Source organism: Kineosporia rhizophila (assembly GCF_021277265.1).
In the GTDB taxonomy this organism is placed as follows: domain Bacteria; phylum Actinomycetota; class Actinomycetes; order Actinomycetales; family Kineosporiaceae; genus Kineosporia; species Kineosporia rhizophila.
In genome coordinates, this window is record NZ_JAJSOH010000005.1 from 287,866 (window position 1) to 301,558 (window position 13,693).

Here is a 13,693-nt window from a genome sequence, read left to right on the forward strand (position 1 = left end):
CCCGCGCTCGACTCGGGGCGGTAGATCTACGCGATACAGCCAAGGGCCGTGGACAAGCTCGGCGCAGCCGAATGCTTTACCCGCGGAGAAGTTGGCAACAGCATGCTCGAGCCTCGTGAGACGCCGTGCGTAATCACGCTCACGGTGAAGTCTTTCCCGGGTCGTCGCTCTTGCAACTGAATTGAGTCGTTGTGGCCAGGAGCAGCGTCAACGGCGGCCAGGATCAAAGCATCTCGCAACCCCGATCTGCCCCGACAGGATGCGTTCCTAAGCAGTCGATCAGGGCAACCATCCATTTCAGTGGTCCGCCTGTATCCCTTCTGTTCCTGCATCCGACGGCCCACTTGATCCCCGTTCAGCCGGGCAGGCTAAACTTGTCGCTGTCGGGTTCCAATACCCGTACCTGAGCCGAGGCGATGTCGAAGAACATCCCGACAAGTTCCAGTTTTCCCTGCTCCACCTTCTGCCGTACCAGCGGGTGTTCCATGAGGTGGCGGAGCTGGGCCATGACGTTGATCTGGGCCAGCCGGTCGATATCGCCGAAGCCTCCACGATCGTGATAGTCCCTGAGCGACTCATCTGCGTGATTGAGCCAGCCCGGCAGCGCACCGTCAAGGCGCCCGGAAGGTTCGAGCAGGGCCCGCATCGCTCCGCAGCCGGAATGCCCGCAGACCGCAATGGCAGAAACGGCAAGAACATCAACTGCGTACTCGACCGCGGCCAGGGTGGAGTCGTCCGCTGCGGAACCTGGTACGGGGACAAGGTTCCCAACGTTGCGGACGGTGAACAGATCGCCTGGGCCGGAGTGAGTGATCAGGTTCGGAACAATCCGGGAGTCTGAGCAGGTGATGAACAAGGTGCTTGGAGACTGGTACGAACGCAGTCCGTAGAAGACATCACCCAGCCGAGGTGCTAGACGGTCGTGAAAGGTGCTGATCCCGTCCAGTAGTGGCAACTTTGAAGAGGCACCCTGGTCGCCCAGATTTAGCCGACCGTGATTCCAAGGAGCTACTGCTGCCGGTGGTCCGTCACGCAGAACCCGCTGCTGAGGGAGCCTCCCACCATGGATCACCTCGCTCAGCACAGGTGCGCCCGATTCCCGTAGGTTCACGGTGCCGCCGGCGTGTCGGTGCTGCTCGACCCAGTCCAGCAGGTGCTCGGAGGTTGCCTGGTCGAGGTAGTCAACCTCCAGATCGAGACGGACCGGGGCACCTTCGGGGATCGACCCCAGCCGCTGTGCCAGCTTGGGCAACGAGACGAACGTGAGGGTGCCGTCCAGTCTGACGTGCCAAGTCCCCGTACCCCTGGTCGCCGGGATATCTTCTGACGGTGCCTTCACTTCGATGTGGGCCAGGATCGAGCGGCGAGCGGCGAAGGCCAGTGCCAGCAGCACCCCCAGCAGCACCCCCTCGAGCAGGTTCAGCAGCAGCACGCCGGCCAGCGTGACCACCCAGACCGCGCCCTCGCCGTGCCGGTGGGCGCTGCGCAGGTGGCCGAGATTGACCAGCCCGACGCCGATCACGACGAGCAGGCCGGCCAGCACCGCGAGCGGGATCTGCCGGACCACCGAGACCAGCACCACCGAGAACAGGGCCACCCAGACCGCGTGCAGGATCGCCGACCACTTGGTCTTCGCCCCGGCCCGCACGTTGGTCGCGCTACGGACGATCACCCCGGTCACCGGCAGCCCGCTGGCCAGGCCGGAGAGGATGTTGGCGGACCCCTGGCCGATCAGCTCGCGGTCCAGGTCGGCGCGTTTGCCGTCGTGCATCTTGTCCACCGCGACCGCCGACAGCAGCGTCTCCACGCTGGCCACCAGCGCTACCGTCAGCACCCCGATGCCAAACGAAACCCACGCCTGCTCGGGCAGTTGAGGAAGCTCGACAGCCGAGATCAAATTGCTGGGCAGGTCGACGCGCTCCACCGCGATCGGCAAGGAAGCCAGAGTCATGAATGTCACTGAGGCCAGCGGGGCTGGAACCGCGCTCAAGGGCCCGAGCCTGGGCGCCAGCCGCGGCCAGAGCAAATTCAGCGCAATGGTGCCCAGACCCAGCACCGCCGAATGCGCATCCAAGGCGAGGAACTGGCCAGGCAGGTTGATGATGCTTTCCCATGCCTCACTGCGAGACTTGCCACCGAGCAGCACATGCATCTGACCGACCACGATGGTCAGGCCGATCCCGGCGAGCATGCCGTGCACCACGGCCGGGGAGATGGCCAGCGCGGCCCGGGCAACCCGAGTCAGGCCGAAGCCGATCTGGACGATCCCGGCCAGCACAGTGATCAGGCAGGTGACCCGCCAGCCGTGCTCGGCCACCAGCCCCGCGACGACCGCGGTCAGGCCCGCGGCCGGGCCGGTGACCTGCAACGGCGCTCCGCCGATGAGGCCCGAGACGATGCCGCCGACGACGGCGGCGATGATCCCGGCGACCACGGGAGCACCCGAGGCGACGGCGATGCCGAGCGACAGTGGTAGGGCGACCAGGAAGACAACCAGGGATGCCTCGACGTCAGCCCGCCAATGACGTCTTAATTCAAGGGGTTTAGTGGTCTCAGGGCGTCTATCGAGTTCAAGCCGGACTGCGGGAATGGACTTTTCGTGCATGAGCTTCTCTCCTGGCGTCGTCGGGCGCGTTGGGAAAGGCAGTGGCTATTGATGCGATGCGGGCGTCCATGCCCATATTTCGGCTGGCGACCCCTGGGGCAGCCGATCTACGATCCTGCATAGTAGACGACCGACACTGCTTCTACTATGTTCCCTAGTAGAAGCAGTGTGTCGCCGAAAACTCACAGCCAGAACGACGAGTCTGCCCGTTTCTGTAGAGCAACAGGCTTGACGCTGATCACGAAGATGGACACACGCCGTCGGCCAATCGGGGCGGTAGGGCCTCGCCTGCGGGTGGGCGAGGAGTCTCGGCGTCCCCTTGGCCTGGGCTCACTTCCCTGTGCCCGTGTTCGAAGGACACCATTCACGCCATCTCTGGATCGGTCTCCCCACCGAGGCGGTGGCGGCGCGAAGCGCTGAACTACCCGCCATTAGGTTGCCGCACGATCCAGCCAATAATCGGAAAGCACTGACGGTAAAACACTATCGGGAGCGGAACACGATCTCGCGCACAAGTCTGACCACTTCGATGCGATGACGCTGGCCATCATCCTGCGCACGGACCCTCATGTTCACCGGCCTGTGCCGAAGGATATTGATCTGCCCCGGGCGATCGGAGCGCTGGGCCGGGCCGCGCAGGACGGTATCTGGCAACAGGTCAAAGCCGTTCAAGAGCTGAGGGCAGGTCTGCGCGAGTCTTGTCCAGGCTTCTGGCCGGCCGAACCGGCCCTTCTCCCCCGATTGGTTACTGTTCCCTTGTACATCCGGCCCGCGGAGCGATCCGGCTGACGCGAACAGCGGTATTCGCGCTGTCCGCTGTCGGCCTGGCCGTAGCTGCCCACGCAAGCGCGGGTGAGCGGGTGAGCGGGCCACTGGCGCTCAGCTTGGCTCCAGCCCTGATGCTGGTGATGAACCTGCCCATAGCTAACAGGCGCGGAGTAACCTTCGTATTGCTGAGTATGGGTCTCGCCCAGGCTGCTCTGCACCTGATTCTCATGGCAGCAGTGATGGGCGACGGTTGCCACATCACCGGTGGCGTGCAATCGCATACCCCCGGCGGAGTTAACCCCGTCACCGGCGTGAGCGATTTCTGCCAGACAGCAATGACCGGGCACACGATGGCAGACCTGCTCCCTACATCAGCCATGTTCATTGCCCACGCGCTGGCGACCGCCCTCATGGTGCTGCTACTGGCCAAGGGGGAAGACGCGGTCTGGGCGCTGGTCGGAGCCCTGAGTTTCCGCGGAATCCTCGCCAGGATTCCGTATATGCTCCCGACTGCCGCTCCTGAGCCCATCCTCACCCGGGAGCGACTGCTCCCCAACGTTGACGTTTCGCGCTGCCTTGTGCGGCGCAGAGGGCCGCCCCGGACCGCATCCGTCCAGTAGTCAACCGCGCTACACCCCTTGGTGCGCGCGCTCCGACGAATGCCCCGCTAGGCCCTAGGAGCCCCGCCAGTGAAGCTCTACCGTTTTGCCCAGCCCGCCTCCCCGTACGTGAGTCGCCGTGCCAAGGCCGCCACCGTGATCGGGCTCATCGTTGCCGGCCTTGTCCTCGGCGCTGGCCCAGCCCTCGCGCACGACGAACTGGAAGGCACCAATCCCGAAGACGGGGCAACTATCCAGACCCTGCCCGATGCCGTGGTCATGGACTTCAGCGCCGACATCCTGGAACTGGGTGCCGTTGTCCGGGTCGAGGGTCCCGACGGAGTGATCAGCGAAGGCAAGCCCACTCTCAAGGGAAAGTCGGTCACCCAGGAGGTGGCACCCGGATCGCCCGCCGGCGATTACTCCGTCAAATGGCGAGTTTCGTCTTCCGATGGACACCCCATCTCCGGCGAGTTCGCCTTCACCGCTCGCACGGGCAACACACCAGAAGCTACGGCCGAGCCCACCGAAACCGCCAGTCAACCTTCGGCTATGGCAACGCCCGAGGCGGCTGTTGCCAGCGAGACCGGTGACGCTGTGGCGCGCTCCTCAGGAGCTCAAGCCGACGCTGCCGACGACGGTACGACTTCACCGGTCTTGATTATCACGCTGGTTGTACTGGCCTTGATCGTCATCGCAGGTGCGGTCTACATCCTCGTGATTGCACCCAAGCGGCCCAGCCAGAGCTGAACTCCCCGGTCGGTGTGGCGGCCCATGACGGACGCCACACCGACGGACGGACTATCCCACTAGACCTCATACAGGAGTACCCGCTCCGCTCCTGAGCTTTTCGGCTTCAGACTCCGCGTCGAACTAGCCGTTTAAGCTGCAGCAGCCATCCACCATCGTCCTGGCCTCCGGACGAGCGCTCGTGCTCTTGGCTGAGCAAATGCAGGCCACGGGCGACGGGGAGTCCAAGAGCAGCATCACGATCGCCAGGATTCATGAGCAAGAGCGATCGCTGCCACCCAAGGCCAGCCCCAGGCGGAGGTTCCGTTCGCCACCGAAGTAGTGCCTTCCGTCGATCGATTCGCCATTCGTTCATCGTTCGAGAATCGTTCTCAAGCTTTGATGCGCTCTCGAACATGGCGAGTTGCGGTCGTTTCACTGCCTAGATGGGTCGGTGTACCGGTTACTGCTGCCAGCGTCTTGCGACGGCGAGCGGCTCGGACTCCGTTGCCGATGACGAATACTTCGGCAAGTTCGTGGGCGGCGACCACGACGGCCAGACCGAGCACGCCCAGGCCTGACAGGGGCACCAGAATCAACAGGATGAGCATGGAGAGCACCAGGCTCTGCACCATGATCTTCCGGGCGCGGCGGGCGTGGGCCAGGGCAACCGGTAGGTGACGTAGGTCTTCGCCCATCAGGGCGACGTCGGCGGTTTCGATGGCGACATCGGCGCCCATGGCGCCCATGGCGATTCCGACGTCGGCGGTGGCCAGGGCCGGGGCGTCATTGATGCCGTCGCCGGCCATGGCGACTCCGCCTCGGTTTCTGGCGCGGAGTTCCTCGATGATGCGGGCCTTGTCCTCGGGGCGCAGATCGGCGTGGACCTGCTGGATGCCGGCCTGGGCGGCGAGGGCGTGGGCGGTGCGGGAGTTGTCGCCGGTCAGCATGGCCACGTCGATCCCGAGTCGGCCCAATTCTTCGACAGTCTCGCGTGCTTCGGGGCGCAGTTCGTCTCGGACGGCGACAAGGCCCAGGACGCGTCCCTCGCGCTCGACCAGCACTGCGGTGGCACCGGCCTGCTGAAGTCTTGCAACGTCAATCTCCAAAGCGCCGGGCTCGATGAAGCCGGGACGTCCGAGACGGGCCGCCTGGCCCTTGATCGTGCCTTCGATCCCTGATCCTGCCTGGGCTTTGACATTGGTGGCGGCAGGGACGGGGGTGTCCACGGCTGCCAGCACTGCTGCGGCGAGTGGGTGCTCGCTGTGGGCTTCGAGGGCAGCGGCGACGGTGAGGACTTCTTCGCGGGTGGAGTTTTCAGCGGGGACGATCTCGATGACGACCGGTTTGCCGCGGGTGAGGGTTCCGGTCTTGTCCAGGGCAACGGTCCGGATGTTTCCCAGGGCTTCCAGGGCGGCGCCACCCTTGACCAGAACGCCGAAGCGGGCGGCTGAACCGATGGCGGTAACCACAGCGACTGGGACCGAGATCGCCAGTGCGCAGGGGGCCGCGGCCACGAGGACGACCAGGGCACGTTCCAGCCAGACAGAGGGATCTCCGAACAGGCTTCCGAACAGGGCGATCAGCGCCGAGAGCACCATGACCGTAGGGACGAGCGGGCTGGCGAGGCGGTCGGCCAAGCGTTGGGCCGACCCCTTGCGTTCTTGTGCTTCTTCGACGATGTGTACGACACGGGCCAGGGAGTTATTGGCGGTGGTCGCGGTGACCTCGATCTCTAGGACGCCGCCGCCGTTGATGGTTCCGGCGAAGACTTCAGCGCCGGGACCGGTCTCGACGGGGATGGATTCGCCGGTGACGGCCGAGGTGTCGACTGCGGAGTGCCCGGAGCGCACGGTGCCGTCGGTGGCGATGCGTGCTCCGGGGCGTACCAGGAGCAGATCCGAGACCTTCAGGTCCTCGGGGCGAACCGTGACGGTGCTGCCCCCTCGCAGAACGAGTGCTTCGTCGGGGACGAGGTCCAGCAGGGCTCGCAGGCCGCGCCTGGTGCGGGTGATTGCGTATCCCTCTAGGCCTTCGGCGATGGAGAACAGGAAGGCCAGCATCGCGGCTTCGCCCAGTTCGCCCAGCGCCACGGCACCGGCGGCGGCGATGGTCATGAGGGTGCCCACTCCCAGCCGCCCGCGGACCAGGCCGCGCAGCGTCTCGGGGACGAACGTCCAGGCACCCGCCACCAGAGCAGCGATTTCCAGTGCGATTCCTGTCGGGCTGTGCACCCAGCGGCCGATGATCAGACCGGCGGCCAGGAGTGCCCCGGACAGCACCGCGAATCGTAGGGCCGGTACATCCCTGAGACGTTCGGGCGCGGACTCCGCGTCGAACTCGCCGTCGAAGCTGCAGCAGTCATCCACCATCGTCCGGGTCTCCGGACGAGCACCCTTGCTCTCGGCTGAGCAGGTACATGACCCGCCAGAGCAGCAGGCATCTGCATCCGACGCTGACGCTGACGCCCCACCCTGCAGCAACGGCAGGGACAGCGCCACAGGCGGCGGGGAGGTCACCACAGGCAACCGGCCACCCGGTGCTCGCAGATCATCACTCAGGCCGCCCGCGTTGGAGGACCCGTCGTGGCAGCAGGTGCAGCCGTCGGCGCAGGTGCCGAGCTCTTCAGCGGCAGGCTCAGGCGGTGCCGTCGTTCGGGTCCGCGCCGTTGATTCCGGGTCGCTAGGGCCGCAACAGGCGTCCATGACCAGTCACCTCGTTCTTTGATCGATAGCGGTGGGCGTGTGATGCCTGAACCCGGGGTTCACATAGCCGTCTGTGCGTCTTCGCTCTCAGATGTCTGCGGGAGCGGTTCGACCTCTGGCAACAGGGCCTTGAGTAGTGCCAGGCCCGAGGGCGTCAGCCGGTACATCACCAGGCGCCCGTCGCGCCGGGAGGCGGCGACACCGGCCGCTCGGAGGTTGCGGACGTGGTGGGAAACGAGGTTCTGGGCCAGACCGCAGACCCAGGCCAGGTCGCAGACACACAGTTCGCCGCCGGTGGCCAGGGCTGACGCCACGCGCAGCCGGGTCGGGTCTCCGAGGGCCTTGGCCTGGTCGGCCCGCTCCTGGGCGCGATCAAGGACCGGCAGTGCCGCTCGGACGGCCTCCGCGTGCGGAAGGTCCAGGCACAGAAGATCGCACTCGTCTCGACTCACTCCAATAATCTAACAGTTATTGGAACGTTGGGCTATGGCTATGGTTCGCGAGGAGCGACAGCGACCGACCCGAGGACCAGAAGCGCGACGCCCGCGCAGATCCACACGTCGGCCAGGTTGAACGTGGGCCACCAACCGGTATGGAAGTAGTCGGTGACCTGCCTGTCGACCCATCGATCGATAAGGTTGCCCAGCGCGCCACCGGACAGCAACGCCAGGCCCAACCTCTCGAGTGGCCCTGCGGAGCGGCAGCTGCGGGCAAGGAGCAACACCAGGGCCGTCGTCATGGTGGCGGTGACGCTCTTGATGAGCCAGGACGGGAGGTCGTCGCCCAGGGAGAAAGCCACTCCCGGGTTGAACCCGAGCCGCAGTTCCAGCGGTCCGAGCGTGACGGGAGCGCCGGCCAGCCGGGTCTCGGCGAGTTCTTTCGCTACGAGGTCCGACGTTGTGGCGAGGAGCAGAACGGTTCCCGCCAGCAAGAGTCTCCACCTGTTGGTAGCCCTTCTTCGAGTGGTCGGCTGGGCGGGCATCTGAACGGGCACCGTGGGTCCTTTCCGTGTCAGGTGTTCGCGCGTCTTGCGTTACCGGATTTCAGACGCCGGCATACGAGTGCAAGCCGTTGATCCACAGATTCACGCCGAAGAAGTTGAAGACGAAGGCCGCGAAACCGGCTACTGCGAACCAGGGCGCTCGGCGCGCCCAGGCGCCCTTGGTGACGTCGGCGTGCAGGTAGGCGGCGTAGAGCACCCAGGTGATGAAGGCCCAGGTCTCTTTCGGATCCCAGCCCCAGTAGCGGCCCCAGGCGTTCTCGGCCCAGATTGCTCCGGCCATCACGGCGAACGTCCAGATCGGGAAAGCGAAGACATGTAGCCCGTGGTTGAGGCGTTCTAGTTTCTCAATGGTGGACGCGTGCGTGCGACGAACGTCGTCTGGTCGCGTTCGGCGGGTGCGGGCGCGGCTATAAAGGATCAGACCGGAGACCACTGCCCCGATTGTGAAGACGCCCCCGGCGATGGTGGCGGCGGTGACGTGAATGACCAGCCAGATCGAATTGAGCGCCGGCACAAGCTCGCCCGATGGCACGTGCAGGATCGTGACGCCGAGCCCGAGCATCAAGGCGATCAGGCCAGTGACCCAGGCGCCGGCATTGCGCAGGAGCGGGTTGGGCAGCACGGTCAGGAAGACGACCGAGACGGCGAGGCCGCCGGAGATGGCGAACTCGTACATGTTGCCGAGCGGGAACCGGCCTGCGGCTAGCCCGCGCAGGACGACGCCCACTGCCAGCCCGATCGAGGCCAGCCTCACAAGGGCGTTGGCTGACCCTCGCCATGGGGACGAGCCGGCCGAGGTGGGGTACTCGGCAGGGTCCGAGGGGGTCGCCGCGCCCACGACCAGCACAGCTCTGGCGCGGGAGAGGGTGCTGCTACGGCGGGCCGTTTCCACCGCGAAAATGATCATGGCCAGAACGAAGACCAGGAGTGCGGAAAGGATGAAAAGGTAACTGATCTCGTCCATGTCAGTGCGGAGGGCGTCCATGGGTGGGCTCATTTCTGTTGTGCTAGCTCGTTCTTGGCGTCCAACAGGCTGGCGATGCGGTCGAGCTCGCCGTCGGGCAGCCCGCGCCGGGTCAGGGCGAGCGCGGCGAGCTCGACGATGGCACTGCCGTCGTCTGCGGGCGCGAGCCGGATCCAGATCCGGCGGCGACGGACGGCCAGGGAGATGGTGAGGCCGGTCAGCAGGAGCAGGCCGGCGATAAGGGCGAGTTCTTTGCCGGGGTCCGAGGCGACCTGGAAGTTCGCGAAGCGCGAGACGCCGTCGAGGGTGATGCTTCCGCGTCCTTCGGGCAACGTCGCGGTCTGGCCCACTGTGAGCGCCATGGCCAGTGGTTCCTTGCCCTCACGCAGTTGAGTCAGGTCGTCCTTGAGCAGGGTGTAGACGGACTGTGGGACGCCGCTGTCGAGTCCGAGGTCACCGGTGAAGACGGTCAGCAGGGCTCGTGGGTCCAGTGGTCCGGGAAAGCTTGAGGTCGGACCGGTCTGGGGGTCGATAGTGGCGGTGGGGAGGAAAAGCCCTTCGAAGGCGAGCTGTTCGGGCAGGGCGTCGGGCACCTTGATCACGCCCTCGGAGGTCATGTTGCCATCCAGTGGCAGGAAGACTGCTGGTCCCTGGAAGACAACCTGCCCCCGGCCGTCGCGCACGGTGAAGCGAGGCGCATATCCGTTGCCGGTCAGGAAGACCTTGGTCCCGTCGATGGTCATCGGCTGGTTGACCTGAATGACCTGCGATCGGGAGCTTCCATCGGGCAGGTTCGCCTCGACATCGGCCCGGAACTGCCGCGGGCTTCCCCGGTCCTGGCCCTCGGCCTCGAACTCGGCCTCCAGCGACTTCAGGTTCAGGCTGAACTGCGTCATCCGTTCGTCGCTGAACAACGCCCCCGGAGCGAAACTGTCGTACTGCGAGCGGGTGTTCGAGAACTGAGCCCCTTCGGCCACGATGACAGTCGATTCGAAGCCGTTGAGCTTTCCCAGCGCGACGCCATATAGCAACAACAACAGGGACAGGTGAAAGAGGAGATTGCCGAACTCTCGGGTGTAACCGGCTTCGCCGGTCAGGCCCCCGGGTTCACTCCGCAGCCGGAACCGCCTCCCGCGCAGTTCTTCTGCCAGCCGGGCCTGCGCCTCCGGCACCGTGAGCGGCGTCTCGATACGCCGGTACCCGTGCTGCCGTTCAATGTTCTGCGGGGGCCGGGGCGGCTTTTCCATCACGGCACGCCACAACTTCAATGCCCGCGGGATCACGCAGCCGGTCATGGAAATCAGCAGAAGGATGTACACGGCCGCGAACCAGGGCGAGGAGTAGACGTCGAACAACCACAACGCGTCCAGAACCGGGTACCAGCCGGGATGGTCCTGCCGGAAGATCGTCACCTGGGCCGGATCGCTGGAGACCCCACGCTGCGGCAAGACTGAACCGGGAATCGCGGTCAGGGCCAGCAGGCTCAGCAGAATCAGCGCTGTCCGCATCGATGTGAGGGTCCGCCACCCCCAGCGCAACCACCCGATCAGCCCCAGGCGTGGCCCGCTCACGCTGCAATCGCCGACTCGATCAAACTCCGCAATGTCGCCTCAGTCACCGGGCCCAACACCCGGGCCGCTACGCGTCCTTGCTGGTCCAGGATCAACGTAACCGGGATCGCCGAGGCCGGGACGTACTGAGACAGGCGCATGATCGCTTGTCCGCCGCTGTCGTCCAGGCTTGGATAGCCGATGTTCTGGCGCTCCTCGAATGCCTTCGCCGAGGCGGGGTTGTCCCGGACGTTGATGCCCAGGAACACGACGCCGTCCTTCGTGAAATCGCTGGCCGCACGGGCCAGGATCGGCGCTTCGACCCGGCAGGGTGGACACCATGATGCCCAGACGTTGAGCACAACGACGCTGCCCCGGCGCTCGCTCAGGTCGATGGCTTCTCCGGTCAGAGCGGTGCCGCTCAGCTCAATCGGTTCGCCTCTCTCCGCGACGGGGATCTCGGCGACTGCCCCAGCTTCCATCGATGAACTTGTGGACGCTGTAGTCGAGTCGGGTGTCAGGGTCCAGTAGGTGAGCGCACCGGTCCCGACGATGCCTCCGAGAGAAAGCATCATGCGCCGTGAGACGTTCACCGGCGTCCTCCGAGCTTTTGTAGGTATGCGTTGTAGGCGTTGAGGGTTGCTTCTCCGTCGCGGTCGGCTTGACGGTCGTGGCGGCGTGCCTCTCGCGCGTCGGAGGCGATCCATCCGGCGATCAGAGCGGTGGCCAGGAGCCCCAAGGGGTAGTCGCCCAGTGCCCAGGCCAGCTGCCAGCCCCGTTGCTGGTCGTCCTCCAGTGATGGGCCCCAGGATCGATCGAGGACGGAGAACCATTCCTGGGCAAGGATCTCGGTGCTGCCCATCATCGAGACGATGAACAGGGAGTGCAGGCCGAAGGTGGCCATGAAAATGATGATCCGGAACGGGTACGGCGGCCGGCTGGGTCCGGGGTCGATGCCGCAGATCATGTTCGCGAAGAGATACCCGCCGAGGATGAAGTGGGCCATCATGACCAGGTGACCCGAATGGGTGCGCACGGACAGTTCGAACAGCGGTGTGTTGTAGAAGACGACCAGCGAGCCGACCAGGTTGACCGGCGCCACCAAGGGATGCGCCATGAACCGGGCGTAACGCGAATGCACCATCAGCAGGAGCCATTCGCGCGGACCGCGGCTTCCGTCCCGCCGAACCGGCAGCGTCCGCAGGGCGAGTGTCACGGGTGCTCCGAGGACCAGGAACGCAGGCACGGCCATGGCGATCGTCATGTGCTGGATCATGTGCATGCTGAACAACACCGAGCCGTAGGCTCCGGGGCTTCCGTTAACTGCGACGAACGCCAGCACGCAACCGATCAACCAGGCCAGTGTCCGGCCCACAGGCCACTTGTCGCCCCGACGGCGAAGCCGGGCCACGGAGCGCAGGTACCAGAACACGGCCAGCACCGACAGTGATCCCCACAGGATGTCGGCCCGCCAGGTGGTGAACCAGGCTGCAGCATCCAGTGGGGGCGGCATCGGATACCCGAGCAGGGAGTCGTTCAAGTCCTCAGCAGCACCGGCACCGCCCGGTGAGACCCGCCCTAAGGCGACTGCTGTCCCGGTGGCCAGGGCGATCACGAGTATTTCGCCCAGCACGATCCGCCAGAAGGCTTTCGGATCAGCCACTTGGGGGAGGATTCGCCGTCGGTGGTACCAGCCAGCGGCTCCGAGAAGAACCAGAAGAACGATTTTCGCCAGTAGTAGCGCCCCGTAGAAGCTGAGCAGCCCTTCCCAGGAGCCGATCCGCGCCCACGCGCTGACGATCCCGGCCAGTGCGCTCAACCCGAAGCACCAACCCGACAGTACCGAGAACCTCTGCACGGCAACGGGTAGCGCTTCGCCGAGATGCTTTCGCACCACGACCAGGGCGGCAAGCCCGCCGGTCCACACCGCCACGCCGACCAGGTGGCCCATCTGGGCGTCCACGGCGAGGCCGTGATCAGTCGAGGTTGCACTGTGCCCGACGAAGGCGAGCGGCAGCAGTGCCCCGATCCCGGCCAGCGCGGCCAAGCCGACAGTGGTGACCCGGGTGGCAAGGGCAGTAAGTGTGAACACCACACCACTCAGCAGGACAGCTGTCAGTAGCCAGCGTCCAATCTCGAAGTTCAGCACGAAGAATCGCACCTGCTCCGATGTTCCAGGGGTGAAGAGCGATGCTCCGGCGACCTGCGAGTAGTTCATCAGCAGCACTGTCACACTGGAGACGAACCAGGCGCCGCCAGTCCAGATCGCCCAGCGCATGAGGCGACGCTGAAGATCTCCGGTTTCACGATCGTTCGAGGGTAGGACGCAGGCGGCCACGACCAGCGCACCGACGGTCAATGCCGATGAGATGTCGCGGGCCGCCTGAGCGACCGGGGTGACCCAGACAGTCAGGGCCCCAGGATCGCCCAGTCCAGTCGGTGATGCTTCAAGCTCTCCCGCCAGGAACAACAGCAGCACACCGGTGACAGGTACCGAACCGAGCAAGAGGACGATCCCGAGGCGATTCAGCTGGCCGGTCATGATCCGGCCTGAGCCGCGTCGGCTTCCTCGCCGGCCCGCGTCGCCACCTCGGCCGCAGGTCTGGCGGCCTCGGCCTGGCGGGCGGCCTCCGCAGCTCGAGCGCGAGCCTTGAGCCGGCCAAGGATGAGGAACATCAGAACGGGCGCGGACAGCGCTACCGCCATCCAGATCACAGCAATGAGCGTGAAAGTAGACAAGGCAATGCCTTTCACCGCGCCGGATACCGGC

11 protein-coding genes are annotated in these 13,693 nt (G+C 65.5%); 2 read left to right on the plus strand and 9 right to left on the minus strand.

Annotation, left to right across the window (positions count from 1 at the left end; translation table 11 throughout):
- Window positions 1–355 precede the first annotated feature (355 nt).
- A complete protein-coding gene (locus LWF15_RS11380) occupies window positions 356–2,605 on the minus strand; it encodes a SulP family inorganic anion transporter (protein ID WP_232810409.1) in 2,250 nt (749 codons plus the stop codon).
- Window positions 2,606–3,465: 860 nt separating this feature from the next.
- Here LWF15_RS11380 and LWF15_RS11385 point away from each other — a divergent pair.
- Together LWF15_RS11385 and LWF15_RS11390 are read left to right on the plus strand one after the other, a co-directional pair.
- Window positions 3,466–3,993, plus strand: a complete 528-nt coding sequence (locus LWF15_RS11385; protein WP_232810410.1) for a hypothetical protein — start codon at window positions 3,466–3,468, stop codon at window positions 3,991–3,993.
- A 69-nt stretch (window positions 3,994–4,062) separates the two neighbouring features.
- The gene (locus LWF15_RS11390; RefSeq protein ID WP_232810411.1) at window positions 4,063–4,722 is read left to right on the plus strand and encodes a copper resistance CopC family protein; all 660 of its coding nucleotides are present in this window, start codon (window positions 4,063–4,065) and stop codon (window positions 4,720–4,722) included.
- Window positions 4,723–5,093: 371 nt separating this feature from the next.
- Here the strand turns inward: LWF15_RS11390 and LWF15_RS11395 are convergent, their stop codons facing one another.
- From LWF15_RS11395 to LWF15_RS11430, 8 genes are all read right to left on the minus strand, one after another.
- The gene (locus LWF15_RS11395) at window positions 5,094–7,073 is read right to left on the minus strand and encodes a heavy metal translocating P-type ATPase (protein WP_269809957.1); all 1,980 of its coding nucleotides are present in this window, start codon (window positions 7,071–7,073) and stop codon (window positions 5,094–5,096) included.
- 392 nt (window positions 7,074–7,465) lie between these two features.
- Window positions 7,466–7,858: an ArsR/SmtB family transcription factor gene (locus LWF15_RS11400; RefSeq protein WP_232810412.1), complete on the minus strand. Its 393-nt coding sequence runs from the start codon at window positions 7,856–7,858 to the stop codon at window positions 7,466–7,468.
- Between the two features lie 38 nt (window positions 7,859–7,896).
- Window positions 7,897–8,337, minus strand: coding sequence for a signal peptidase II (lspA, locus tag LWF15_RS11405; RefSeq protein ID WP_232810413.1), 441 nt, complete (start codon window positions 8,335–8,337; stop codon window positions 7,897–7,899).
- 112 nt (window positions 8,338–8,449) lie between these two features.
- Window positions 8,450–9,394: a c-type cytochrome biogenesis protein CcsB gene (gene ccsB / locus LWF15_RS11410; protein ID WP_232810414.1), complete on the minus strand. Its 945-nt coding sequence runs from the start codon at window positions 9,392–9,394 to the stop codon at window positions 8,450–8,452.
- 8 nt (window positions 9,395–9,402) lie between these two features.
- Window positions 9,403–10,881 (minus strand): cytochrome c biogenesis protein ResB, encoded by a 1,479-nt coding sequence (resB, locus tag LWF15_RS11415; protein ID WP_232810415.1) that lies wholly within the window; start codon window positions 10,879–10,881, stop codon window positions 9,403–9,405.
- Window positions 10,882–10,940: 59 nt separating this feature from the next.
- The gene (locus LWF15_RS11420) at window positions 10,941–11,516 is read right to left on the minus strand and encodes a TlpA family protein disulfide reductase (RefSeq protein WP_232810416.1); all 576 of its coding nucleotides are present in this window, start codon (window positions 11,514–11,516) and stop codon (window positions 10,941–10,943) included.
- On the minus strand, window positions 11,513–13,465 hold the full coding sequence (locus tag LWF15_RS11425; RefSeq protein WP_232810417.1) for a cytochrome c oxidase assembly protein: 1,953 nt from the start codon (window positions 13,463–13,465) through the stop codon (window positions 11,513–11,515). The genes LWF15_RS11420 and LWF15_RS11425 overlap by 4 nt, the downstream gene beginning before the upstream one ends.
- Complete coding sequence (locus tag LWF15_RS11430) at window positions 13,462–13,677, minus strand: hypothetical protein (RefSeq protein ID WP_232810418.1); 216 nt, start codon at window positions 13,675–13,677, stop codon at window positions 13,462–13,464. Before LWF15_RS11430 ends, LWF15_RS11425 begins: the two co-directional genes overlap by 4 nt.
- Between the last annotated feature and the right edge of the window lie 16 nt (window positions 13,678–13,693).

What these genes read in the sequence shown, in the direction of transcription:
- LWF15_RS11380 (WP_232810409.1), bottom strand. Translation starts at nt 2,605, where the DNA reads ATGCACGAAAAGTCCATTCCCGCAGTCCGGCTTGAACTCGATAGACGC.
- LWF15_RS11395 (WP_269809957.1), bottom strand. Translation starts at nt 7,073, where the DNA reads ATGGTGGATGACTGCTGCAGCTTCGACGGCGAGTTCGACGCGGAGTCC.
- ccsB (WP_232810414.1), bottom strand. Translation starts at nt 9,394, where the DNA reads ATGGACGCCCTCCGCACTGACATGGACGAGATCAGTTACCTTTTCATC.
- resB (WP_232810415.1), bottom strand. Translation starts at nt 10,881, where the DNA reads ATGCGGACAGCGCTGATTCTGCTGAGCCTGCTGGCCCTGACCGCGATT.
- LWF15_RS11425 (WP_232810417.1), bottom strand. Translation starts at nt 13,465, where the DNA reads ATGACCGGCCAGCTGAATCGCCTCGGGATCGTCCTCTTGCTCGGTTCG.